The 23,728-nt window shown below is 36.8% G+C and carries 22 protein-coding genes; 11 read left to right on the top strand and 11 right to left on the bottom strand.

All coding sequences use genetic code 11. The features are described from left to right. Positions 1–148: 148 nt before the first annotated feature. Entirely contained in the window at positions 149–1,507 is a 1,359-nt protein-coding gene (locus PQ459_01570) for a hypothetical protein (protein ID WDF47181.1), read from the top strand. 35 nt (positions 1,508–1,542) lie between these two features. Here PQ459_01570 and PQ459_01565 read toward each other — a convergent pair whose 3' ends face one another. The 10 genes from PQ459_01565 to ileS form a co-directional block, all read right to left on the bottom strand. Then, positions 1,543–2,025, bottom strand: coding sequence for a hypothetical protein (locus PQ459_01565; protein ID WDF47180.1), 483 nt, complete (start codon positions 2,023–2,025; stop codon positions 1,543–1,545). Between the two features lie 18 nt (positions 2,026–2,043). Beyond that, positions 2,044–2,610: a hypothetical protein gene (locus PQ459_01560; protein WDF47179.1), complete on the bottom strand. Its 567-nt coding sequence runs from the start codon at positions 2,608–2,610 to the stop codon at positions 2,044–2,046. Between the two features lie 51 nt (positions 2,611–2,661). Continuing rightward, positions 2,662–3,834: a hypothetical protein gene (locus PQ459_01555; GenBank protein ID WDF47178.1), complete on the bottom strand. Its 1,173-nt coding sequence runs from the start codon at positions 3,832–3,834 to the stop codon at positions 2,662–2,664. Between the two features lie 152 nt (positions 3,835–3,986). Further along, positions 3,987–4,676 (bottom strand): SIMPL domain-containing protein, encoded by a 690-nt coding sequence (locus PQ459_01550; protein ID WDF47177.1) that lies wholly within the window; start codon positions 4,674–4,676, stop codon positions 3,987–3,989. Positions 4,677–4,740: 64 nt separating this feature from the next. After that, entirely contained in the window at positions 4,741–5,382 is a 642-nt protein-coding gene (locus PQ459_01545; protein WDF47176.1) for an ElyC/SanA/YdcF family protein, read from the bottom strand. A 3-nt stretch (positions 5,383–5,385) separates the two neighbouring features. Then, positions 5,386–6,030 (bottom strand): lipoprotein signal peptidase, encoded by a 645-nt coding sequence (locus PQ459_01540; GenBank protein WDF47175.1) that lies wholly within the window; start codon positions 6,028–6,030, stop codon positions 5,386–5,388. Next, entirely contained in the window at positions 6,030–6,221 is a 192-nt protein-coding gene (locus tag PQ459_01535; GenBank protein WDF47174.1) for a hypothetical protein, read from the bottom strand. Before PQ459_01535 ends, PQ459_01540 begins: the two co-directional genes overlap by 1 nt. Before the next feature lie 80 nt (positions 6,222–6,301). Next, positions 6,302–6,544: a rhomboid family protein gene (locus PQ459_01530; GenBank protein ID WDF47173.1), complete on the bottom strand. Its 243-nt coding sequence runs from the start codon at positions 6,542–6,544 to the stop codon at positions 6,302–6,304. Between the two features lie 78 nt (positions 6,545–6,622). Next, positions 6,623–7,003: a TraR/DksA C4-type zinc finger protein gene (locus PQ459_01525; protein WDF48677.1), complete on the bottom strand. Its 381-nt coding sequence runs from the start codon at positions 7,001–7,003 to the stop codon at positions 6,623–6,625. Positions 7,004–7,157: 154 nt separating this feature from the next. Beyond that, entirely contained in the window at positions 7,158–10,613 is a 3,456-nt protein-coding gene (gene ileS, locus PQ459_01520) for an isoleucine--tRNA ligase (GenBank protein ID WDF47172.1), read from the bottom strand. Between the two features lie 316 nt (positions 10,614–10,929). Here ileS and PQ459_01515 point away from each other — a divergent pair, with 316 nt between their 5' ends. The 3 genes from PQ459_01515 to PQ459_01505 all read left to right on the top strand — a co-directional run bounded on the left by PQ459_01515 (position 10,930) and on the right by PQ459_01505 (position 14,054). Then, complete coding sequence (locus PQ459_01515; GenBank protein WDF47171.1) at positions 10,930–12,081, top strand: ATP-binding protein; 1,152 nt, start codon at positions 10,930–10,932, stop codon at positions 12,079–12,081. Between the two features lie 101 nt (positions 12,082–12,182). Then, positions 12,183–13,430: an AMP-binding protein gene (locus PQ459_01510; GenBank protein WDF48676.1), complete on the top strand. Its 1,248-nt coding sequence runs from the start codon at positions 12,183–12,185 to the stop codon at positions 13,428–13,430. 21 nt (positions 13,431–13,451) lie between these two features. Continuing rightward, a complete protein-coding gene (locus tag PQ459_01505; GenBank protein ID WDF47170.1) occupies positions 13,452–14,054 on the top strand; it encodes a hypothetical protein in 603 nt (200 codons plus the stop codon). Between the two features lie 35 nt (positions 14,055–14,089). On the opposite strand, the gene PQ459_01500 is transcribed toward PQ459_01505, so the two are convergent. Further along, positions 14,090–15,337, bottom strand: coding sequence for an NAD(P)/FAD-dependent oxidoreductase (locus tag PQ459_01500; protein WDF47169.1), 1,248 nt, complete (start codon positions 15,335–15,337; stop codon positions 14,090–14,092). Between the two features lie 85 nt (positions 15,338–15,422). Here PQ459_01500 and PQ459_01495 point away from each other — a divergent pair, with 85 nt between their 5' ends. The 7 genes from PQ459_01495 (at position 15,423) to PQ459_01465 (ending at position 23,686) form a co-directional block, all read left to right on the top strand. Then, entirely contained in the window at positions 15,423–16,949 is a 1,527-nt protein-coding gene (locus tag PQ459_01495; protein ID WDF47168.1) for an aromatic amino acid ammonia-lyase, read from the top strand. A gap of 56 nt (positions 16,950–17,005) precedes the next feature. Continuing rightward, positions 17,006–17,737 (top strand): 3-oxoacyl-ACP reductase FabG, encoded by a 732-nt coding sequence (fabG, locus tag PQ459_01490; protein ID WDF47167.1) that lies wholly within the window; start codon positions 17,006–17,008, stop codon positions 17,735–17,737. Between the two features lie 85 nt (positions 17,738–17,822). Further along, positions 17,823–19,043: a beta-ketoacyl-[acyl-carrier-protein] synthase family protein gene (locus PQ459_01485; protein ID WDF47166.1), complete on the top strand. Its 1,221-nt coding sequence runs from the start codon at positions 17,823–17,825 to the stop codon at positions 19,041–19,043. Between the two features lie 8 nt (positions 19,044–19,051). Continuing rightward, entirely contained in the window at positions 19,052–19,303 is a 252-nt protein-coding gene (locus PQ459_01480; GenBank protein WDF47165.1) for a phosphopantetheine-binding protein, read from the top strand. Positions 19,304–19,375: 72 nt separating this feature from the next. Then, the gene (locus PQ459_01475) at positions 19,376–20,260 is read left to right on the top strand and encodes a lipid A biosynthesis acyltransferase (protein ID WDF47164.1); all 885 of its coding nucleotides are present in this window, start codon (positions 19,376–19,378) and stop codon (positions 20,258–20,260) included. A gap of 257 nt (positions 20,261–20,517) precedes the next feature. Next, positions 20,518–22,050: an NAD(P)/FAD-dependent oxidoreductase gene (locus tag PQ459_01470; GenBank protein WDF47163.1), complete on the top strand. Its 1,533-nt coding sequence runs from the start codon at positions 20,518–20,520 to the stop codon at positions 22,048–22,050. Further along, positions 22,040–23,686: a C45 family autoproteolytic acyltransferase/hydrolase gene (locus PQ459_01465; protein ID WDF47162.1), complete on the top strand. Its 1,647-nt coding sequence runs from the start codon at positions 22,040–22,042 to the stop codon at positions 23,684–23,686. The genes PQ459_01470 and PQ459_01465 overlap by 11 nt, the downstream gene beginning before the upstream one ends. Positions 23,687–23,728: the final 42 nt, after the last annotated feature.

Below are 23,728 nucleotides of genomic sequence, written 5' to 3'. Positions count from 1 at the left end.
TTAATTTTAGATTTTAAAATTTAGTTTGTAAAAATAAGAAAGATATAAGGTTTTGACAATTTTTATTAATCACAAAAGTCTCTTTGACCTCTTTTTTTATTATCTACTGCCAGGTTTTGATTATATTAGTAAAAATATATTTTCACAAATGGAGAACAACGACGTTTTATCGCCGAAGATTTTTAAATCCATCCAAAGCTTATGGATTTTGCTGGCAATCTTTGTAGGTGTGGATTTTATCACCAATTTCTTTTATCCCGAGCAAAAAGATTCTTCGTTGGCGAAGATTTTTGACATCTTCTCTTCGGCGCTTCACTGTTTGTTTTTTCTTTGGTATTTTGTTATCAATAGACGTTGGAAATCCTTTGTAATGGCGCTTCCTCTGTTGATTTTGTGTTTCTTTTTTATGAAAGAGATTCGGAATTTTTTGGATTATTATATTCCGTTTGAAACCATTGTCAATTCTGGGACGATTCGAAAATATTCATATTTGATTATAGAATTGCTTGCCATTTTTGTTTTGAGCAAACGATATTTGGTGGAAGAACTGGTAACCGGAAAATGGGCGTTTGGAAAAATATTCATTTTGAATCTCGGTCTGTTTTCGCTCTACAATTCTGATATGGGAATCGTGGAGCAAATGATTTCCACAGGGACTTTCAGTTCGAAAACGGGCGAATTCATCGTGACTTTTATTTATTATGCTCTGACTTCTGTGAGAAGTGTGGCGTTTTTGGGTACCTTTTTATTTCTGACAGGTTGTGTCATCAATCGGGAAAATATTTACCATTTTTCAAGCAAGGTTTTACAATTTGCCAACCGATATTTTGGCGTTACAGTTTTGATTTCCATCAGCTGTTTGATTTTCGGTTTCGCTTATTTGATTGAAAATGCAGTTTCACTTCAGCTCGATTTCTTCGGAGAAAAGTTGACGGTTTTTGGTTGGCTCAATAATATTGCTGTCATTGCGTTGTTCGTGATTTGCTCCAGATTTGTAGGTCAATTTTTGAAGGAAAGAAGCCTTCAGAAACAGAAATATTACGGCGTGATTGGAAGCTCGGTTTGGGTTCCCGTGATTAATATTTTTTCTTTATTAATGATAAGATTTGATGATAAAATAAAATTCCTTTCCCCATCAAACTTCAAAAAAGCTAAGAAGATTCATCTGATTATCGCATCTGTCTTGATTCTGTTTTTCTATAAAAATGACATTCTTGATAATGATAAAAGGCTGGAAGGACTTTTGCTGAGTGCTATCTACATCGCCAGTTTTTGGATTGTCTCTTACATCAAAAAGTACAATTGGATTTTCCCCTTGATTCTTGCTGGACTTATAACGATGATTAATGTTTATCCGTTTTACAGCGGGATTTATGACGAGCAATTTATGTTCAAAGACTATGTTTTGGATTTTGTGAAACACACTTTTTCCATTGCGATGATTCTGACGACGATTGTGTTTTATGGGATTTATTATATTGCTTTTGAGACGTTGAATAAGAAGTAGTTAAGCGTCAATTAACGAAATACATTTGTTTCTATTTATTTTGTCAGTAAGTTTGCAATGTGCTGTCCTGATTGGTTGCCAAGAATAATAAATTCCCTTTTCTTATTTTGAATTGTTCGGATTGTAACTCTTCCATCGTGAGGATAATGACCCATTCCGAATTTCTTAGAAGGATTATAAGTGGCAGATTTTATATCAGAAATTTTTAAAATAAAATTCGTTTTGTTAGCATTTATGATACTACCATCTAATAAATCTAAGTTGGCGATTTTATCTAAATACTTATTTTTCAAATAAGAAAAAGGATTTTCTAAATCATTATCGATAGCCATTTTTGAAGTTACAAAATGCGTGATTATATCTCCACCTCCTTCAACACTCACCATTCCGTTAGCCTGTATTCCAACTAAAAAATCATCCAATTTTAAGATAAGGAAAGTTCTATTTAATATTAAAAAATAGTATTCCATTGCAATGAAATGGTTATTTTCGGTAAGTTCGATTTCTTTTAATTTCATATTAAATTCCTGTCTTTACTATCTCTTCCTCAATATCACAGCCACTTTCGTAAACATACTTCTCGCCGATTCACTATCACTGCTGGCTTTGTAATCTAAAGTATATTTCCCGTCTTTCTCAATTGGAATTTGAATCACTTCTTGTTCAAAAGTCCAGTCAGATTTTACGATTTTTTCAGGTTTTTCTTCTGGCGTTTCTTCAGAATTATTTTCATCATCAGAAGTTTCATTCTGAGTTTGTTCTTCTTCTTCCTTCTCGTCTTTTCTAACTTCGTGCGTAGAATTGATGATTTTATCATTGCCCGCAAACATCGTCACAGTAGAGTTTTCAATGGTTTTTCCATCCAAGCTGAGATTGTAGTTCAAGCGAAAAGAAGGAACATTGTTATTCTCCAGAAATGATGCATCCATTTTCCCCCAAATGACGAGAACGTCACCTTTCTTCAAATCAATGTTTTCTGTGGTGTTGACCAATTGGTCGTCCAGCGGTTTTTCTTCGGAAACTATTTCTCCAACGGGATTGCAGGAGATTGTGACGATTGAAAGCACAATTAAAGTTAAAAAGAGTTGAAATATTTTAAGCATAATTTTTAATATTAGAACATTAGTAAAAAGCTAAAAGCCAGAAGCAAACAATTATATTTTTAAATGTTTGCTGAAATAATCATTCATCAACGAGGTCAAATCATCTCCATTTTCGTTGGTCGGACTGATGAGATAAAACTGTCCTTTTTCTGTCTTGATGGAACTGATGATGTAATAACTTACCGTGTCAGAGCTGTATCCAACTTGAATGGCTTTCATCAAAATACTGTTCTCACTGATGTTTCTGATAAATTTGAATTCATCATCACGAGCATAAATCTGTTTGAAATAGCCAGAATACATTCGGTTGTCAAAATTCAAATCCTCAAACGTTCCTGCAAATTCTGAGTTTCCCAAAATCCCAACTTGATTGAAGGTATTTTTGCTATGGTCTTCGTCACGATAGAAGTAAAACTGCATTTTATCTCGGTTGATATTGACGCTGTCATTGTCTTTAAGAAAATATTTGAGTTCCTTTTCCAATGATTTGTAATAGACCTGGTAGTTTTTGAATTCTGGCTCAGAAGGGCTCGGTTTGATTTTTTCCCAAGTCAGATTTTCGGGTAAGGTTTCCTTGTCAAAAGCCAAAAGATTTTGCGCTTTTTTATAAGTTGAGAAAAGTGAGGCATATTGAAGCTTCGGGTCGTTGTATTTCGGAACTTCGGCGGTGTAGAGGTAGTACGTTGAGTTTGCTGGATTATATTGCCTGTAATACATTTTCTTGCGACCATAGCCATCCACGTATAGCAAAGCATTTTTGTCTTCGAAAAGAATTTTTTCCGGCTCATTGAATTTTTTAATATCAGAAACCGGAAAGATATTAGCATTTGCAGATTTCCCGACCAATAGCAATTCACCGGAATCGCCATCGGAAATAGGATTCTGAATGCTGATGGATTCCGGATATTCAAAACCTTCAGGTACGGAAGTTGCGTTTGGGTCCGTCAAGCTAATGTCGCCAGAAAATGAATATTCTTTAAGAAAATTGCTGATAGGAAGCATCACATCAATCGTTGTGGCAGAATCCAATTCGTACGACACTTTCCTCAAAACTGCTTGTTTGCTTTCTTCGCTTTTTCGGATAGAATCGATTTGAGCCTTCGGAATTCCGAGCAATTGTGCGTCATAATCTTCCGGATTCAAATAACCTTCCGATTGATTTTCTTTTTTGCAAGAAAATATAATTAAGGACATTAATAAAATCAGGTAAGTTTTTTTCATCATCAAATTTATACTTTAAAAGTACTAAATTTAATTGGTCAAAATCTTGGTCTTTTCAAATTTCGGTTGAAGATTTGATAATTGCTTGCGGATTTGTGATTTTAATTTAAATGTAATGACTATTACGAATCTTAGTACTGTAACTTCTGTTGTCTTTATTTAATTTTGAATCTTGCAAACATCTGATATTTCAATTTGATAGGTTTGATGTCCAAATAATCATTCGCAGATGTTTCCTCTTGATAATATCCAACAGCTACATTAGAATATGTATTTTTAATTTGAATGCTTTCGTTCTCGTCAATTTCGCGTATGATTAATGGTTTGTCGATTTGCTCATCGATTGATTTTAGCAAATCGGTTGCTTTTTCTTTTGCAACTTTTAAGGCCAACTGTTTTACTTCTTTTCTGAACGTTTGAATGTCAGTATGATTTGTTTCAAAAATACTTGCTTCCTTCACATTGATTTCATCTAATATTTTGAAAATCTTATAAGCTTCTACAGAATTTCCAACTTTAGCTAGATATTCTTTTCTGTTGATGACATCATTAGTTTTTCTGCTCAGTTTCAGCAAACTTGCATTGGCATTTCTTATGACGAGGTTTTTTAAATCGAATCCGCCTGCCTTAAGTTTTTCCTTTAAGGTTCTTTCCTGTTCGTCAATCGTAATTTTATTTTTGTCGTTTGTTTCTTGCAGTACGATTCTTAGAGTAATTATGTTTGGTGCAATTTCTTTTTCTGCGCTACCAATCACTTCAATGTAAGGATTGTTGTCAACCATATTCATATTTTGCCCGAAAAAAGCCAGAGGAAAAAACAGTAAGAAGTGAATAATTGTTTTCATAGTTTAGTTTAATTAATTTTAAAAAAATATTTAGAGAATTGGAGATTTACTAAAATAATAAAACTTATTTAATCAAAATCTTCTCTCCTCCAAACTTCGGTTCCACGCCAAAAAAGAAATCCCAAAACACCTTCACTCTTGCAAATTTTTCCCTCACATTGGTTTTGAAACCTGCTTCTTTGTCCACATCTTTCGCATTGTAGCCATAAGCTGAGATGCCGTTTTTGTGTGCGAGATAAATGGCGCGCTCGTTGTGAAAACGCTGAGAAATCACGATAAAAGATTCCTGTCCAAAAATTTCCTTAGCCCGAATCACAGAATCCAAAGTCCTGAAACCAGCGAAATCTTCATAGATTTTATCAGCTGGAACGCCTAACTTAATGAGCGCATTCTTCATATCTTCCGGTTCGTTGTAATTTTTTCTGGAGTTGTCTCCGCTCGCAATGATATTTTGAATTCTGCCTGCGTGGTAAAGTTCTGCCGTAGCTTTTATCCGATTGACGAAATATGGATTCGGCTTTCCATTCGCCAAGATTTTGCTCGTTCCCAAGAGAAGTCCAACTTTCTCTTTCGGAAGATTTCCGATGTCAGAAGTTACATTATCTTCTGCCTCATAATCAATCGTGTAGTTCGCGAACAAAACAAAAAGAACTGATAATCCGAAGAAAATCAGTCCTGTAACTAATATTTTTTTGAAAATTTTCATACGTTAAAAATCCAAACCATTTGGGAAGGCTTTCTTTCTGAAAATGTATAAGAACAATGCGCCAACCGTAATCGAGCTGTCTGCAACGTTGAAAATGTATTTGAAAAACTCAATTCTGTTGCCCCCGAAAATCGGAACCCAATCTGGCCAAGTCGTATCTACCAAAGGAAAATGCAACATATCGACCACGCAACCTTTCATCAAATCAGAATAGCCGTCTCCGAATGCGGTGAGTTTGGAAACACCTCCATAATCAATCCATCTTTCGGAAGCCACGTCGTAGAACGTTCCGCTGTCGAAAATCACACCGTAGAAAATCCCATCGAAAACATTCCCGATTGCGCCGGCAAATATCATTGCCATTGGAATGATGAGGTAATTGGAAGCGCCTTCTCTCAGCCATTTTTTGAAAAGTACAACCATTCCGATGGCCAAAGCAATTCTTAGAATAATCAAAGCGTATTTGCCCCAAAGTCCTCCGAAATGCAGTCCATAAGCCATTCCAGGATTTTCAACAAAAGTCAGTTTGAACCAATCCAATCCAAAAACGTTGATGCTCTCGCCGAGGTAGAAATGCGTTTTGACGTAGATTTTGGAAAACTGGTCAATTAATAAGATTAGAAACGTAATTGCAATTATTTTCTTCATTACAATCCTTTTGGTTTAGGCGTTCTCGTTATTTTTTTCTCTTTTCTATCGTTGATTTTCTGAACCGTTTTCTTATTGTGAAAATTATTTTTGGTGTGAAATTTTTCAAACTCGATGTTCATATCTTTCAGAACACTTTTCAGCGCCGTGAGTTCCATCGCGTTTTTTGGGTGTACAATTATGGATTCCATCTTGTAATTTTTTAATTTTAATTGATGATTATATTCAATTTCTGAGAATAGAAATTTTTTGCAAATGTAATTCAAATTACTTATTTGCGAGAAAGTTCGTCCAGTCTTTTGCGTTCTTTTTCTGTAAGGTCGTCCAATCCATTTTTCCCGATTTTGCTCAGAAGTTTGTCGATTTCATCTTGTCGTTCCTTGCGTTTTGCATTGAACTCATCATCAATCGTATAATATTTCTGCTCGGGTTGGAAAATATTTTTGACCGATTTGTTTTTAAAGACAAAAAAACCGATCAAGACCGCCAAAAGTAAAATAATAATTAGAACCATCCTTATAAAAAAAATACAAAGCAGAAACATCAGAAATGCTTCTTGCTTTGTAAGTTATGTTTTTACAACAATAATGTTTTATCGTTGCATATTCTTTGCTTCAATACTCAAGGTTGCGTGAGGAACGGCTCTTAATCTTTCTTTCGGGATCAGTTTTCCTGTCACTCTGCAGATTCCATAGGTTTTGTTTTGGATTCTAATAAGTGCGTGTTTTAGGTCACGTACAAATTTTTCCTGTCTTCCTGCCAAGATAGAGTTCTGCTCTTTGCTCAAAGTTTCTGCACCTTCTTCAAAAGCTTTGAAGGTAGGCGAAGTGTCGTCTGTCCCATTATTTTGGTCATTGATAAAACTTTCCTTGATCAAAACAAGATCATGTTCTGCCTTATCAATTTTATCTTGAATCAGTTGTTTGAATTCCTGAAGGTCTGCGTCACTATAGCGTAATTTTTCGTCGGCCATTTCCATTGTTATTAATTGTTCAATTTTTATTTTTTTTAGCTTTTCTCATTTCTAGCAGCAACGCTGATTTCAATAAACAAGATAGAAATAAAATTTAAAAAACATCAATAAAGAATTATCAATTCACAATTTCTTAACAATAATAAAAAATCGTTTATTTTTTCTCAACCTTTACCTTGAATTTTTCTTCATCTATCTCTATTTCATCGAAATTTGAAAGTGAATTTACAAATTCTATTTTATCTGACAATACTTCTTCAGAAATATATGCATCATTGTTAATAAGTTCTGTCTGGAACGGCGAATTCTCTTCCAATTGGATTGATATCCTGTCCGTTAAATCAAAATCTTTCTCTTTTCTAAGATTTTGAACCCTGTTGATGAACTCTCGTGCAACGCCTTCTGATCTCAATTCATCCGTCAGCTTCAAATCTAATGCCACAGTTGTTTTTCCTTCGCTTGCAACGGTCCATCCGGGGATATCCTTTGTGAAAATCTCCACATCTTCAGTCGTAATTTCGTATCCGGAAACGGTTGCTTTTCCTTCTTTTTCTAAGGTTGCAATCTGCTCAGACGTGAAGTTGGCAATCTCTCCAGCCACAGTTTTCATATCTTTTCCTAATCTCGCACCAAGGGTTTTGAAATTTGGTTTGATTTGTTTTACAATAAGATGCGAGGCTTCTTCGGAGTTGATGAGTTGCAATTCCTTCACATTTACTTCTTGTTTTATTAATTCTGAAACGGCCAAAATTTGTTCCTCAGTTTTCTTATCAAGAACCGGAATCATCACTTTTTGAAGTGGCTGACGAACTTTCACATTTTCTTTTTTTCTCAATGAAAAAACCATCGAAGTAATTTGCTGAGCCAAATGCGTTTTCTCAACCAAATCCTGGTCAATCAGGCTCTCATTCACCACTGGGAAATCTGTCAGGTGAACAGAATTTACCAATTCTTTTCCAGTAACTTTATTCAAATCCTGGAACAATTGGTCCATAAAAAATGGCGCAATTGGCGCGGAAAGTTTCGCTACAGTTTCCAAGCAAGTGTAAAGCGTTTGGTAAGCCGAAATTTTGTCATCAGAATAATCGCCTTTCCAGAAACGTCTTCTGCAAAGTCTTACGTACCAATTCGATAGATTGTCATTAACAAAATTATTGATTGCTCTGGAAGCTTTTGTCGGTTCATAATCTTCGTAGAAAGATTTCACGTCTTTAATTAATAAATTCAATTCAGACAAAATCCAACGGTCGATTTCAGGACGGTTTTCAATGTTGCTTTCCAAATATTTGAAACCGTCAACGTTTGCGTACAAAGCGAAGAATGAATAAGTATTGTAAAGCGTTCCGAAGAATTTTCTACGCACTTCATCAATGCCTTCAATATCAAATTTCAGATTTTCCCAAGGATTCGCATTGGAAATCATATACCAACGCGTCGCATCCGGTCCGTAAACTGAAAGTGTTTCGAATGGGTCAACGGCATTTCCAAGACGTTTGGACATTTTTTGTCCGTTTTTGTCCAAAACCAAACCGTTTGAAACTACATTTTTATAAGCTACAGAATCGAAAACAGTCGTTGCAATCGCGTGCAAAGTGTAAAACCAACCACGAGTTTGGTCAACACCTTCTGCGATGAAATCTGCCGGGAAAGCTTTGTTATTGTCAACTTGTTCTTTGTTCTCGAAAGGATAATGCAATTGCGCATAAGGCATCGCTCCGGAATCGAACCAAACATCAATCAAATCGCTTTCACGTTTCATTGGTTTTCCGGATTCTGAAACCAAAGTGATTTGGTCCACAATATTTTTGTGAAGGTCAACCAACGCGTAATTTTCCTCCGACATATTTCCAATTTCGAAACCTTTGAACGGATTTTCTTTCTGAAAACCAACTTCGATAGATTTTTCAATTGCGTTGTACAATTCTTCCACAGAACCGATTAAAACTTCTTCTTTTTTATCCTCGGTTCTCCAAATCGGCAACGGAATTCCCCAATATCTCGAGCGGGAAAGATTCCAGTCGTTGGCATTTTTCAACCAATTTCCGAAACGGCCTTCACCTGTAGATTTTGGTTTCCAGTTGATGGTTTCATTCAAATCGAACATTCTGTCTTTCACATCAGTCACTTTGATGAACCAGGAATCAAGCGGATAATACAACAAAGGCTCATCAGTTCTCCAACTATGCGGATAACTGTGAACATATTTTTCAACCTTGAAGGCTTTATTTTCTTTTCTTAATTTTAAGGCAATTCGCTCATCAACAGAAAGATACGCTTTCAAATCAGAAATGATTGCTTTTAGATTTTCTTTTTGAATGTTGAATTCTACAGATTTTTCATCATCATTCAGGTATTCGCCTTTCACATATTCATTCGCAAAACCGTAAGTGTCGTCTTTTACAATCGATAAAAATTTCCCTTGCATATCGACCAACGGAACCGGATTTCCATTGTCGTCCAAAACCAACATTGGCGGAACTTCAGGCGTCGCTTCTTTCGCAACTTTCGCATCGTCTGCACCAAAAGTCGGGGCGGTGTGCACGATTCCAGTTCCGTCTTCAGTTGTTACAAAATCTCCAGCAATCACACGGAAAGCGTTTTCCGGATTTTGATAAGGTTTCGCGTAATCTAAAAGTTGCTCATATTTGATTCCAACCAAATCAGCACCTTTAAATTCTGCTAAGATTTGATAAGGAATAACTTTGCTTTCAGAAGTGTAATTCGCGAAATCTTCATCAGTTCCTTCCGCATATTTCTTCGCAAACTGTTTTCCAACCAACGCTTTCGCCAAAACAATATTGATTGGCTCAAAAGTATATTGGTTGAAAGTTTTCACCAAAACATAATCGATTTTTGGACCGACCGTCAAAGCGGTGTTGGAAGGCAAAGTCCAAGGCGTCGTCGTCCAAGCCAAGAAATGAATATCGCCAAAACCTTGTAAAAACGAAGGCAAAGTTTCTGGCAACGTTTTGAATTGGGCTACAACCGTCGTATCAGAAACATCACGATAAGCGCCTGGCTGATTGACTTCGTGAGAAGACAAACCAGTTCCGGCTTTCGGAGAATAAGGCTGAATTGTGTAACCCTTGTACAGTAAACCTTTGTCATAGATTTGTTTCAAAAGCCACCAAACCGACTCCATATATTTTGGTTTGTAGGTGATGTACGGATTTTCCATATCCACCCAATAGCCGATTTTTTCGGTCATATCGTTCCAGACATCGGTGTAGCGCATCACAGCATTTTTACAGGCTTCGTTGTATTCTTCGATGCTGATTTTCTTGCCGATATCTTCTTTTGTAATTCCCAATTCTTTCTCAACGCCCAATTCCACAGGAAGTCCGTGCGTGTCCCAACCTGCTTTTCTGAAAACCTGTTTTCCAGATTGCGTTTGGAAACGACAGAAAATATCTTTAATCGCTCTCGCCATTACGTGGTGAATTCCCGGCATTCCGTTGGCGGAAGGCGGTCCTTCATAAAAAACAAACTCCGGCTGTCCCTCGCGGATCTCTACGGATTTTTTGAAAGTATCGTTGGTTTTCCAAAATTCTGCAACGTTTTTTGCAGTTTCGGTTAGGCTAAGATTTTTATATTCTGTGAACTTGCTCATTTTCAATGTCTCAAATCTGTTTTTGATAGATTAAGTTTGCGAATTTAGTGATTTTTGTCGATTAATTAATGGGTTTTGAGCTTGAAAATGTGGGTTTAAAATTGAATGAAAATTATCTGTTGTTTTAAAATGGAGAATATTTTTCATTAATAATGGAAGATATTATTTGATTATAAAAAACAATTATGTTTGTTAGTAATGGATATATGTGTTTGATAATAAAATTAAGTTTTATACATTTGTATTGAATAAAATTATTATTATGCTGTCTAATAATCAATTAACAGAAATAGTCGAGTACCAAAATGTATATTTTTTGGAAAAAAAAATAGGATTGCAACGTGAGAAATTAGAGGAAATAACTTTGTATGAAAGTTTTGTTTTGCTTATAACTGGCGTTCGAAGAGCTGGAAAAAGTACACTTTTACTACAATTATTGAATGATAATAAAGACCAATCTTTGTTTTTGAATTTTGAAGACCCAAGATTGGCCGGTTTCGAATTGCCGGATTTTCAGAAATTAGATGTCATCATCAGAGAAAAAAATGTGAAAAATTTATTTTTTGATGAAATACAAATTGTTGAAGGTTGGGAATTGTATGTTCGGCAGAAATTAGATGAAGGTTTCAAAGTTGCAGTTACGGGTTCTAATGCGACTTTGCTAAGTCGAGAAATGGGGACGAAATTAACAGGCAGAAACCTTCCATATGAACTTTTTCCGTTTTCTTATCGTGAATTTTTAGAGTTTAAAAATTTAGAAAACAATAGTTCTTCAGTTGAAGAATATATGATGGAAGGTGGTTTTCCGGAGTTTCTAAATTTGGATAATGGTTTGGTTTTGCAACGTTTGTTGGTAGATGTTTTGAACCGTGATATTGCCGTGAGATACGGAATACGCGACATCAATTCTTTGCAACAATTGGCAATCTATCTCATATCAAATATAGGAAAACTTGTTTCTGCAAACAAATTGAAAGATTTATTCGGTTTGAAATCGGTGAGTGCAATCGCCGATTATTTCTCTCATTTGGAAAATACTTATCTGGTGCAATTTCTCCCAAAATTCAGTTATTCTTTGAAAACGCAAGTTCGAAATCCGAAGAAAGTTTATGTTGTGGATTTGGGTTTGTTTACGCACGCTTCCATCGTTTTTACGGACGAATTGGGAAGGCGTTTGGAAAATATGGTGTATTTGCATTTAAGAAGAAAATTTCCCGAAGTTTACTATTTTAATGAAAAAAAAGAATGTGATTTTATCGCTATCAAGCAAGGAAAACCTGCGGAAATAATACAGGTTTGCTATGATTTGAATCAAGATAACTTGCAACGGGAAATCGCTGGATTGCTGGATGCACTGAATTATTTCGATGAAGAAAAAGGAAAAATCATCACATTCAATCAGAAAGACCATTTTGAAAAAGATGGAAAAATCATAGAAGTTTTGCCGTTCCACGAGTTTGCGGGATAGCTTTTGATTGCTCAAAATTTTAATATTTCTAACTTTGCTTAAAACCCATTATTTTGAACTTATTTCCAGACATCGAATTTTCCGATCCCAATAAAATAAAAATGTTCCAAGAAGAAAAACTTCGGGAGCAACTGCAATATTTGAACGAGAAATCGCCATATTATCAGAAACTTTTCAAAGACAACGATATTGATGTTAATGAAATTAGAACTTTGGAAGATTTAGTCAAAATCCCGACGACTTCCAAGAATGATATTCAGGCAAACAATCAGGATTTTTTCTGTGTCCCTCAAACTGAAATTGTGGATTACAGCACAACTTCCGGAACTTTGGGCGACCCTGTGACTTTCGGATTGTCGGATAAGGATTTGGAAAGATTGGCTTACAACGAAGCGATTTCCTTTGCCTGCGCCGGAATCCAAAAAGGCGATGTTGTGCAGATGATAACAACTATCGATAAACGATTTATGGCTGGTTTGGCGTATTTTCTTGGACTTCGGAAAATGGGAGCAAGTGTTGTGAGAATGGGACCAGGAATTCCGGAATTGCAATGGGATTCAATTTTCAGATACAAACCGAAATATCTCATCACCGTTCCTTCTTTCCTTTTGAAAATGATAGACTACGCTGAGAAACACGGTATCGATTATAAAAATTCCAGCGTTTACGGCGCGATTTGCATTGGTGAAGGTCTTAAGAATCAAGATTTCACAGATAATATTCTGTCTCAAAAAATCAAAGAAAGATGGAATATTCAACTGTTTTCGACGTATGCTTCGACAGAAATGAGTACGGCTTTCACGGAATGCGAATTTCAAATCGGTGGTCATCATCATCCGGAATTGATTATTACAGAAATCCTCGATGAAAATGAAAATCCTGTAAAAGAAGGCGAAAGTGGCGAATTGACGATTACAAGTTTGGGTGTTGAAGCAATTCCATTATTAAGATTTAAAACTGGAGATTTGGTGAAAGCGCATTATGAACCTTGCAAATGTGGTAGAAATACGATGCGTCTTGGTCCTGTTCTAGGTAGAAAACAGCAAATGATAAAGTATAAAGGAACCACACTTTATCCGCCTGCGATGAACGATATTATGAATGATTTCGGAAATGTTTCGTGTTATCAAATCGTTATCAAATCAGACGAAATTGGTTTGGATGAAATTATTATCAAACTAAGTACAGACAACGAGACCGAAAATTTTGTGGACGAAGTGAGAGACCATTTCCGAGCAAAATTGAGAGTGAGTCCGAAAATCGAAGTTTTGGATTTTGAAGTATTATCGAAAAATGTTTTTAATCCAAATAGCCGTAAACCAATTAATTTTATAGATTTACGAAATTAAAATTTTACTCAATTAATAACTATGAAAAAACTATTGTTACTTGTCGTTCTTATGTTTGCGACATTTACTTTTGCCCAGAACCAATTGAATTTTGAATCTGGAACTTTTGATTTTTTAAAAGACCAATCTGAGGTCAATGTTCAAATGAAATTTGATAACGTCCTTTTTCAAGCAGAAAATTATACAGAAGCACAATATTTAGAAAAAAGAAAAGCTGAAACTTTGGCGAAGAAAAACGCCGAGGCTTGGACAAAATGGTCAGAAGCTTGGCAAACTTATAAAGATGCAGAATATCTTAATTATTTCCTGAAAGGTGTCAATGGATGGTCTAAGCAGGTGGTTTTTAAAAAAGATGTGAAGCCAAAATATACCTTAATTATTGACACGAAATGGGTTTATGCGGGCTGGCACGCAGGTTTGGTGGCTCAGGAAGGAAAGTTGACATCTGATTTGGTTTTTGTAGAAACAGAGAATCCTTCGAAAGTCGTGATGAAAATCCAAGGCGACGCTATTCTTGGCAAAAAGACGAATAAAGATTTCACGATGGAATATGGAAGAATTGCCGCAGCTTACGAAGTAACTGGGAAGCTGGTTGGCAAGGCTTTGAAAAAAGTTGTTAGATAGAAAAAGTAAAAAGGTCTGAATTTTCAGACCTTTTTTTATTGTTGCTCCAATTTTTCTAATTTGATGAAATCCGCAAGATTCTTAACAGCAGAATCGTGGATTCTGACGAATGGATTTTTCTTATCCCAAACATAGCCGGCGAGAACCGCACATATTTTCCTCTTCACATCGGGATTTTCTGGTTGATGGAAAAATAATTCCTGAAGATTTCCGGTGTACCATTCCTTCACATAAGTGGTGAAAACATTCACGCCGTATAAAATGTAGTCCGAATATTCCTTTTGCCAATCGATGGTTTCGCAGTTCAGTTGTCTTAAGGCTAACTTTGCGGAAAGCATTCCAGATTCTGTAGCAAACGCCATTCCTGACGAAAAAACGGGGTCGAGGAATTCTGAAGCATTTCCAGTCAATGCAAATCCGTCTCCGAATAATTTTTTTACGGAACAAGAATAATCTTTCAAATGTCTAGGCTCAAAAAGAAAATCTACATCGCCAAAACGTTTGACGTAATAATCAGAAAGTGAAATGGCTTTTCTCAAAGCTTCCGTTGTGTCGCCATTTTCCGAGAGTTTATCAATATAATCAGTTGGTCCAACGATTCCAATGCTGGTGTTTCCATCAGAAAAAGGAATGACCCAAAGCCAAACTTCGGTTTCAATAATATCAAATGAAATTAAAGTGCCTTCCACACCTTCTTCTCTGTTGATATCCTTCACGTGAGCGAAAATGGCTGAATGTGGAGAGAGTTTAGAAGGTTTTTCTAAATCCAACAATCTTGGCAAAACGCGACCATAACCGCTGGAATCGATGACAAATTTTGCGTGAATTTCCTTCGTCTTTCCGTCTTTGTTTTTGACGGTGGTAATAGAATCCGTTCCATTGAACTCGATCCCAATCACTTCGGTTTCAAATTCCAGGTCAACGCCTTTATTGATCACTTCTTGCGCTAAAGTGTTGTCAAAGTCCGCTCTCGGAACCTGCCAGGTCCAATCCCAACCTTCCCCGAATTTATCGCTAAAATCGAAAATGCAAACTTCGTCTCCTCGCATAAAACGGGCACCAAGTTTCTTTTCAAAACCCATCTTGTCTAGCGCAGGAAACAATCCTGCCTCGTCAAAATGGTCCATCACTCTCGGAATTAGACTTTCGCCTACCACGAGTCTTGGAAATAACGTTTTTTCAACAACTTTCACATTGATGTTGTTCTTTTTCAGAAAAGCAGAGGAAACGCAACCCGAAGGTCCGGCGCCAATTACCAAAACATCAACAATTTCTTTGTCCATTTGTTTAATAAAACTTTTATCTTTGCGCAAAATTAATGACAAATATTTAATTATATTACAATTTTATCTTTTATTACGATAATTAATGAAAATTAGCAACCATTTAGATATAAGGGATTTCCAGAGGATAATCATTGAAAATGAAAACATAGAATTGGACGATACACTTTTACAAAGAGTGAACGCCAGTTTCCAATTTCTGAAAGAATTTTCTAAAAATAAAGTGATCTATGGTGTCAACACAGGTTTCGGACCTATGGCACAGTTCAAGATCAATGATCAGGACACGCATCAGCTTCAGTACAATCTCATCAGAAGTCATTCTTCTGGCATCGGAAATCCATTGCCTGCAGATGAAGTAAAGGCTTGTATGTTGGCTAGGCTTAATACATTGTCGCTTGGTCGTTCTGGTGTTCACGATTCTGTTGTTAATTTGCTTAAAGATTTGATAAACAGAAATATTACGCCACTGATCTTCGAACACGGCGGCGTCGGTGCAAGTGGGGATTTGGTTCAATTAGCTCACTTAGCTTTAGTTCTAATCGGTGAAGGCGAAGTTTTCTTCAAAGGAGAAAGAAAATCAACGAAAGAAGTTTTCGAAACTGAAGGATTGCAACCGATCAATGTTGAGATCCGCGAAGGTCTTGCCTTGATGAACGGAACTTCCGTGATGTCAGGAATTGGAATCGTCAACTCATACAAAGCCAATCAATTAACTGAAATTTCTATCAAATTATCTTGCGCTATCAACGAGTTGGTTCAGGCTTACGATGACCATTTTTCTGAATCGCTCAATGCGACCAAAAAACATCTTGGACAACAAAAAGTAGCAGAGAAAATGCGCTCATATTTGTCTGACAGTAAATTAATTAGAAAAAGAGAAGACCACCTTTATACAAGTTTCGAAGAGCAAGATAAAGTTTTCAAGGAAAAGGTTCAGGAATATTATTCTTTGAGATGTGTTCCGCAAATTTTGGGACCAGTTTTAGACACTTTGAAATATACAGAAGAAGTGCTGGAGAATGAGATCAATTCTGCAAACGACAATCCAATCATCAATGTTGAGGATCAGCACGTTTATCACGGCGGAAATTTCCACGGCGATTATATTTCGCTCGAAATGGACAAGCTGAAAATTGTTGTGACGAAACTGACAATGTTAGCCGAAAGACAATTGAATTATTTGTTAAATGCTAAGATCAACGAGATCTTCCCACCATTTGTGAATTTGGGTAAATTAGGATTCAATTTTGGAATGCAGGGCGTTCAGTTCACAGCGACTTCTACAACGGCAGAAAGTCAGATGTTGTCCAACCCGATGTACGTTCACAGTATTCCTAATAACAATGACAATCAGGATATTGTAAGTATGGGAACCAATGCGGCGGTGGTCTGCAGAAAGGTGATTGAAAATGCTTTTGAAGTTTTAGCGATAGAAGCAATTACAATCGTCCAGGCAGTTGAGTATCTTGGTTTTCAGGATAAGATCTCATCATCTACCAAAGAACTTTATACAGAGATCAGAAAGATTATTCCAGCTTTCTCAGAAGATATGGTAATGTATCCGTACTTGGAAGGTGTGAAGCAATATCTGAAGAATTATAAATATTAATGACCAGCTCCCAAAGTTTGGAGTCTGTTCTTAATTAAATCTAAAAACTACAACCAATGAAGTGTGCAATCATAACAGGAGGATCCAGAGGAATTGGTAGAGCGATCTGTCTGAAACTGGCGGAGGAAAAAAACTATCACATTCTTATCAATTATACTTCAAACGAAGACGCCGCAAAGGAAACTTTATCAAAAGTGGAAGAGTTGGGTTCTACAGGAGAAATTCTTAAATTTGATGTAGGAAATGCCGAAGAAACCTTGAATGTTCTTGGCGATTGGCAGGAGAAGAATCCAGAATCTTTGGTAGAAGTGATCGTCAATAACGCGGGAATCACGAGAGACGGACTTTTTATGTGGATGAAATCCGAGGATTGGAATTCTGTGATCAACACAAGCTTGAATGGTTTTTTCAATGTGACCAATTTTTTCATTCAGAAATTATTGAGAAACAAATACGGCAGGATCATCAATATGGTTTCTGTTTCTGGCATGAAAGGCACAGCCGGACAAACCAATTATTCTGCAGCAAAAGGTGCGGTAGTGGGAGCGACAAAAGCTTTGGCTCAGGAAGTTGCGAAAAGAAATATCACTGTCAACGCCGTAGCACCAGGATTTATCAGAACCGATATGACCCAGGATTTTGATGAGAAAGAACTGAAAGCAATGATTCCCGCCAACCGTTTTGGTGAAGCGGAAGAAGTGGCTGACCTTGTTGCATTTTTAGCATCGAGAAAATCGTCTTACATCACTGGCGAGGTGATCAATATCAACGGAGGAATTTATTCATAATCAATGTAACAATCTAAAAATTTACCAGTTTACCAATGATTGTAATTGTTACATAGCTAGACTGATACATTGTTAAATTTTAAAAATGGAAAACAGAGTCGTCATTACCGGAATGGGAATTTATTCCTGCATTGGGATTTCTTTGGAAGAAGTTAAAGAATCGCTCTATCACGGAAAATCCGGAATTGTTTTGGATGAGGAAAGAAAGGAATTTGGCTACAGGTCAGGTTTAACAGGCCGTGTTCCCAAGCCAGATTTGAAGAGCCTTCTCAGCAGAAGACAGCGCATCAGTATGGGCGAAGAAAGCGAATATGCTTATCTGGCAACGATTGACGCTTTAAAGCAGGCTGGCATTGAACAGGAATTTCTTGATGCCAACGAAGTCGGAATTTTATACGGTAATGACAGTGTTTCTCAGGCAGTTGTAGAAGCAATTGACACCGTGAGAGAAAAGCACGACACCACATTGATGGGTTCAGGGGCGATTTTCAAATCAATGAATTCCACTGTGACGATGAACCTTTCAACGATTTTCAAACTGAGAGGAATTAATTTGACAATTAGTGCGGCTTGCGCCAGCGGTTCTCATTCTTTAGGTTTAGCTTATTTGCTGATTAAGAACGGAATGCAAGACATTGTTGTTTGCGGAGGCGCCCAGGAAACCAACAAATTTTCAATGGCAAGTTTCGATGGCTTAGGCGTTTTCTCTGTTCGTGAAGATGAACCTGCGAAAGCTTCCAGACCATTTGATGCCGGACGTGATGGACTGATTCCAAGCGGTGGCGCAGCAACCTTGATTGTTGAAAGCCTGGAATCTGCACAGAGGAGAGGTGCCAATATTTTAGCCGAAATTGTCGGCTACGGATTTTCTTCCAACGGCGGACACATTTCTACACCGAATGTCGACGGGCCAGCTCTAGCAATGGAAAGGTCTCTGAAACAAGCCGACCTCACGCCAAAAGATATCGATTATATCAATGCCCACGCCACTTCCACACCTTTGGGCGATGCGAATGAAGCAAAAGCAATCCACGAGATTTTCGGAAACGAAATTCCTGTAAGCTCCACCAAATCTATGACCGGCCACGAATGTTGGATGGCTGGCGCAAGTGAAGTTGTGTATTCTATTCTAATGATGCAGAATGATTTCATCGCACCAAACATCAATCTCGAAAATCCAGACGACGACGCAAAAAAGATAAATCTCATCACCGAAACCAAAAATCAAAAAATTGACGTATTTTTGTCGAATTCTTTCGGATTTGGAGGAACCAATTCTGCATTGATTGTTAAAAAATTTGTTTAAATAAAGTTATGGAAAAAGAAAAAATTATTACGATTGCTAATGATTTTCTTGTCAATGAATTTGAGGTGGACCGCGATGATATCGCCAATGATGCCAACTTCAAAACCACACTGGGCTTGGACAGCCTGGATTATATCGATATGGTCGTGGTTATCGAGTCTAATTTTGGTGTAAAATTGGGTGAGGCGGACTTCAAAAAAGTCATCACGTTTGAAGATTTCTATAACACGATAGAACAAAAAATTACTGAAAAGGCGTAACAATTTTTTCAATCTAATAGTATTCTAAATCATTGTCAAACTGTTAAATTGATTTATTGTTAAATTGAAACTATGAACAAATGGAAAGGCAAATCCAAAGGAACGATATTAGGTTACCAGATTTTCGTTTGGTGCATCAAGAATATCGGAATCCGAAGCTCCTATTTTGTCCTCTATTTCGTTGCGACCTACTACTTCATTTTCGAGAAGAAAAGCAACCAATATATTTCTTATTATTTTAAAAACAGACTGAATTTCAGTGCTTTGAAAACCAAATTTTCCGTTTTCAAAAGCTATTTTGTCTTCGGTAAAGTTTTGATTGACAAAACCGCCATTTCTGTTGGTTTAAGAAACCGATTCACCTACGAATTCGATGGCATTGAAAATCTCAAAAACCTTCTCGCTGAGAAAAAAGGTGGAGTTCTCATTAGCGCACACATCGGAAATTTCGAAATCGCTGAAAATTTTTTTGCCGACATCGATTTTGATGCGCAAATCAACCTTGTCACGACAGACCAGGAAGTGACGGCCATCAGAGAATATATGGAAAGCATCTCCGTCAAGAAAAGCAACATCAAATTCATTTTTGTGAAGGACGATATGTCGCACATTTTCCGAATCAACGAAGCTTTGTCCAACAACGAACTGATTTGTTTCACAGGCGACCGATATTTCGAAGGCTCCAAATTTCTGGAAGCCGACTTGCTCGGAAAAACCGCCAAATTTCCCGCTGGACCTTTTCTCATCGCCTCCAGATTGCGCGTTCCCGTGGTTTATGTTTATGTGATGAAGGAAAAAAATCTCCATTATCATCTCTATGCGCGAGTCGCTCAGAACATCAAAAACCGCGATTCTCAAGGCTTGCTCAACTCCTACGTCCAAAATCTGGAATCGATGCTCAAAAAATATCCACTCCAATGGTTCAATTACTTCGACTTTTGGGACGATATTGATTGATTTTCAATATATTTATGGCAACTTAATCCGTCTGTAGTTTATCCTGAGCGAAGTCGAAGGGCTCCCAATTGTCACTCTGAAGCTCTCGAAGGGTCCGCTCAAGCCGGGTTGCAGATTTGTCGTAGATTAACATTTCAAATTAAAAACCCAATTTTGTCATTCCGTAGGAATCTAAATTTAGCAGTCACCAATGAGTGAAAAAATAAAATTCATTGAATATACTCTTATCTAAATTCTAACATCTCACTTCAAAAAAATTGAAAAAACAATACGACATACTAGTCATCGGAAGCGGAATTGGTGGACTTGTTTCTGCCTTGGTTTTGGCGAAAGAGGGACTGAAAGTATGCGTATTAGAAAAGAATAACCAATACGGCGGAAACCTCCAAACCTTTTCGCGTGACAAACTCATTTTCGATACAGGCGTCCATTATTTGGGTGGACTTTCCGAAGGTCAGAATCTCCATCAATATTTTAAATATCTCGGCATCATCCAAGATTTGAATCTCGAGAAAATGGACGAAATCGGATTCGACAAAATCACTTTTGAAAACGACGAAATCGAATATCCACATTCTCAAGGTTACGACAATTTTGTAAATCAATTATCAATTATTTTTCCTGAGGAGCGAGAGAATTTAATTAGTTATGTTAATGAAATTCAAAGCGTTTGCAATCAATTTCCAAGGTACAATCTTGTGGGCGATGGAAAATATGATGAAGACATTCTTTACATTAATGCCAAAGATTTTATAGCATCAATTACATCAAACAAGAAATTGCAAACGGTTTTAGCAGGCTCCAATTTTCTTTATGCAGGTTCGGATAAAACGCCTTTGTATGTTCACGCCTTGACTGTCAATTCGTACATTCAAAGTGCGTATAAATGTACGAACGGCGGAAGTCAAATCTCAAAATTACTGATTAAACAATTGAGAAATTACGGCGCAGAAGTCTATAAACATTCCGAAGTTTCAGAGATGATTTTCGATGAGGAACAAATTTTGAAATCCGTAAAAACCAAAACCGGAAAAGAATATTTTGCGGAAAAATTCATTTCGAATATTGAGATAAAAACAACTTTGGATTTGATTGGTAAAGAACATTTTAAGAAATCTTTCACCAAAAGAATTGATGAGTTAGAACCGATAAGTTCGTGTTTCAGCGTTTACATTGTTCTAAAACCGAAGACTTTCAAACATTTTAATTTCAATTATTACCATTATAAAAACGAAGAAAATATCTGGAATCAGTCCGATTATTCTGAGGAAAATTGGCCAGAATCTTATATGCTTTCCGCAACGGCTTCCAAACAGAATCCTGAGTTCGCAGAAAGTTTGACCATTCTGACTTATATGAATTATGATGAGGTAAAACAATGGGAAAACACTTTCAACACGGTTGCTGAAGAACACGAACGGGGAAAAAATTACGAAGCATTCAAAACTGAAAAAGCTGAAAAGTTGATTTCTGAAATCGAAAAGAAATTTCCGGAACTGCGTTCTCAAATCAAAGCTGTTCACACCTCTTCGCCACTTTCTTACCGCGATTACATCGGCGGTTACAAGGGAAATATGTACGGCTATACGAAAGATTCGTCCAATCCGATGAAAACGATTTTCTCGCCGAAAACCAAGGTCAGTAACCTTTTTCTGACAGGTCAAAGCGTGAATATGCACGGGATTTTGGGATGTACAATTGGCGCGTTCAACACTTGCTCGGAGATTCTGGGAAAAGAATTGATTGACGAAAGATTGACTCAAGTTTTAAATCAAGCCGATGAAAAATAGAGTTCTACTTTATCTGTTTTTTGTTTTAAATGTCATTTCGTGTGGCGTTTCAAAGTCCATCAATCACGTTCCGCAAATCAGCCAATATTCTCTTGAAATCCCGAAAGTTAAAATAATAAACGACTCAACTTTTAGCTTTAATCAAAATTATCTGACCAAAAATAAACAGCAACTTTGGGAACTCTACATCCACGGAAATCCATTGCAGTTGGGCTATAACAACGGTGCTTTGACACAGAATCTGATGCAAAATCAGGAAACAATTTTCTTTTCCAAGGTTGAAGGCTTTGTGCCATCAAAATTCAAACAAAAACTGTTGAATGGTTTTTTGAAATGGTACAATCGGAAAATGTATCTGAATGTTCGGGAAGATTATCAAAGCGAAATCTATGGTTTATCCCAATGCTCATCAGATAAATACAACTTCATTGCGCCAAAATATCTTCGAAGTTTGTACTTGCACGGCGCGCACGACATCGGTCACGCAATGCAGGATTTGGCGATGGTTGGCTGTTCTTCACTCGCTGTTTGGAACGAAAATACGGAAGACGGCGATTTGCTGATTGGAAGAAATTTCGATTTTTATGTCGGCGACGATTTTGCCAAAAATAAGTTGGTAGAATTTGTAGAACCAGAAAACGGAATTCCATATATGTCGGTCAGTTGGCCGGGAATGATTGGCGTGGTTTCGGGAATGAATAAGGAAGGAATCACAGTTACAATCAACGCTGGAAAATCCAAAATTCCGATGACCGCGAAAACACCGATTTCGCTTGTGACTCGTGAAATTCTACAGTTTGCTAAAAATATTGATGAAGCGATTGCGATTGCAAAAAAACGGAAAGTCTTCGTTTCAGAATCGATTTTGGTTGGAAGTGCGAATGATAAAAGTGCTGTAATCATTGAAGTTTCGCCGGATAATTTCGGGGTTTTTAAATTGGAAAATTCGAGTCAATTGGTTTGTACGAATCACTTTCAGTCTGAGGCTTACAAAGATGACGAGCGAAATCAGAAGCACATTGCGGAAAGCCATTCGGAATATCGTTATGAAAAACTTCAGGAATTGTTGACAGAAAATCCAAAATTGAATCCTGAAAAATTGGCTTCGATTTTACGAGATAAATCTGGTTTGAAAGGAGCACAAATCGGTTATGGAAATGAGAAGGCTTTGAACCAACTTTTGGCGCATCACGCTGTGATTTTTTCGCCGGAGAAACGATTGGTTTGGGTGTCGTCAAATCCTTATCAATTAGGCGAATTTGTCTGTTATGACCTCAATAAAATCTTCTCTGATGAGCGATTGAAAACTGGAAAATTTGCGACTTCAAATCTGAATATTGCGAAAGATTCTTTTGTGGATTCTCAGGAATTCAAAAATTATGAGGAATTTAAAAAACTGAGTTCTCCGTTTGATGAAAACAAAATTTTGTCTGATAAATTTATCAATCATTATCAAGCTTTAAATCCTGATTTTTGGTTGGTTTATTATCAAGCTGGGAAATATTATTTCAATCAAAAAGATTATCAGAAAGCGAAAATTGAATTTGAAAAAGCTTTGAAGAAGGAGATTACAACGGTTCCCGACAAAAAGAATGTTGAGAAATATCTGAAGAAGACTTTGAGAAAGTTGAAATAATGACTAATCGTCAGATTAATGGAAAGCGTTAAACTCTGCGAA

The organism is Chryseobacterium sp. KACC 21268, from assembly GCA_028736075.1.
In the GTDB taxonomy this organism is placed as follows: Bacteria; Bacteroidota; Bacteroidia; order Flavobacteriales; family Weeksellaceae; genus Epilithonimonas.
Note: the sequence above shows the minus strand (reverse complement) of the source record. Positions and strands in the feature narration are given on the sequence as shown.

Excerpts from the sequence above, each read along its gene's own strand:
- PQ459_01570 (WDF47181.1), top strand. The coding sequence starts at position 149 with ATGGAGAACAACGACGTTTTATCGCCGAAGATTTTTAAATCCATCCAA.
- PQ459_01565 (WDF47180.1), bottom strand. The coding sequence starts at position 2,025 with ATGAAATTAAAAGAAATCGAACTTACCGAAAATAACCATTTCATTGCA.
- PQ459_01560 (WDF47179.1), bottom strand. The coding sequence starts at position 2,610 with ATGCTTAAAATATTTCAACTCTTTTTAACTTTAATTGTGCTTTCAATC.
- PQ459_01555 (WDF47178.1), bottom strand. The coding sequence starts at position 3,834 with ATGATGAAAAAAACTTACCTGATTTTATTAATGTCCTTAATTATATTT.
- PQ459_01550 (WDF47177.1), bottom strand. The coding sequence starts at position 4,676 with ATGAAAACAATTATTCACTTCTTACTGTTTTTTCCTCTGGCTTTTTTC.
- PQ459_01545 (WDF47176.1), bottom strand. The coding sequence starts at position 5,382 with ATGAAAATTTTCAAAAAAATATTAGTTACAGGACTGATTTTCTTCGGA.
- PQ459_01540 (WDF47175.1), bottom strand. The coding sequence starts at position 6,030 with ATGAAGAAAATAATTGCAATTACGTTTCTAATCTTATTAATTGACCAG.
- PQ459_01535 (WDF47174.1), bottom strand. The coding sequence starts at position 6,221 with ATGGAATCCATAATTGTACACCCAAAAAACGCGATGGAACTCACGGCG.
- PQ459_01530 (WDF47173.1), bottom strand. The coding sequence starts at position 6,544 with ATGGTTCTAATTATTATTTTACTTTTGGCGGTCTTGATCGGTTTTTTT.
- PQ459_01525 (WDF48677.1), bottom strand. The coding sequence starts at position 7,003 with ATGGCCGACGAAAAATTACGCTATAGTGACGCAGACCTTCAGGAATTC.
- ileS (WDF47172.1), bottom strand. The coding sequence starts at position 10,613 with ATGAGCAAGTTCACAGAATATAAAAATCTTAGCCTAACCGAAACTGCA.
- PQ459_01510 (WDF48676.1), top strand. The coding sequence starts at position 12,183 with ATGTTCCAAGAAGAAAAACTTCGGGAGCAACTGCAATATTTGAACGAG.
- PQ459_01505 (WDF47170.1), top strand. The coding sequence starts at position 13,452 with ATGAAAAAACTATTGTTACTTGTCGTTCTTATGTTTGCGACATTTACT.
- PQ459_01500 (WDF47169.1), bottom strand. The coding sequence starts at position 15,337 with ATGGACAAAGAAATTGTTGATGTTTTGGTAATTGGCGCCGGACCTTCG.
- PQ459_01495 (WDF47168.1), top strand. The coding sequence starts at position 15,423 with ATGAAAATTAGCAACCATTTAGATATAAGGGATTTCCAGAGGATAATC.
- fabG (WDF47167.1), top strand. The coding sequence starts at position 17,006 with ATGAAGTGTGCAATCATAACAGGAGGATCCAGAGGAATTGGTAGAGCG.
- PQ459_01485 (WDF47166.1), top strand. The coding sequence starts at position 17,823 with ATGGAAAACAGAGTCGTCATTACCGGAATGGGAATTTATTCCTGCATT.
- PQ459_01480 (WDF47165.1), top strand. The coding sequence starts at position 19,052 with ATGGAAAAAGAAAAAATTATTACGATTGCTAATGATTTTCTTGTCAAT.
- PQ459_01475 (WDF47164.1), top strand. The coding sequence starts at position 19,376 with ATGAACAAATGGAAAGGCAAATCCAAAGGAACGATATTAGGTTACCAG.
- PQ459_01465 (WDF47162.1), top strand. The coding sequence starts at position 22,040 with ATGAAAAATAGAGTTCTACTTTATCTGTTTTTTGTTTTAAATGTCATT.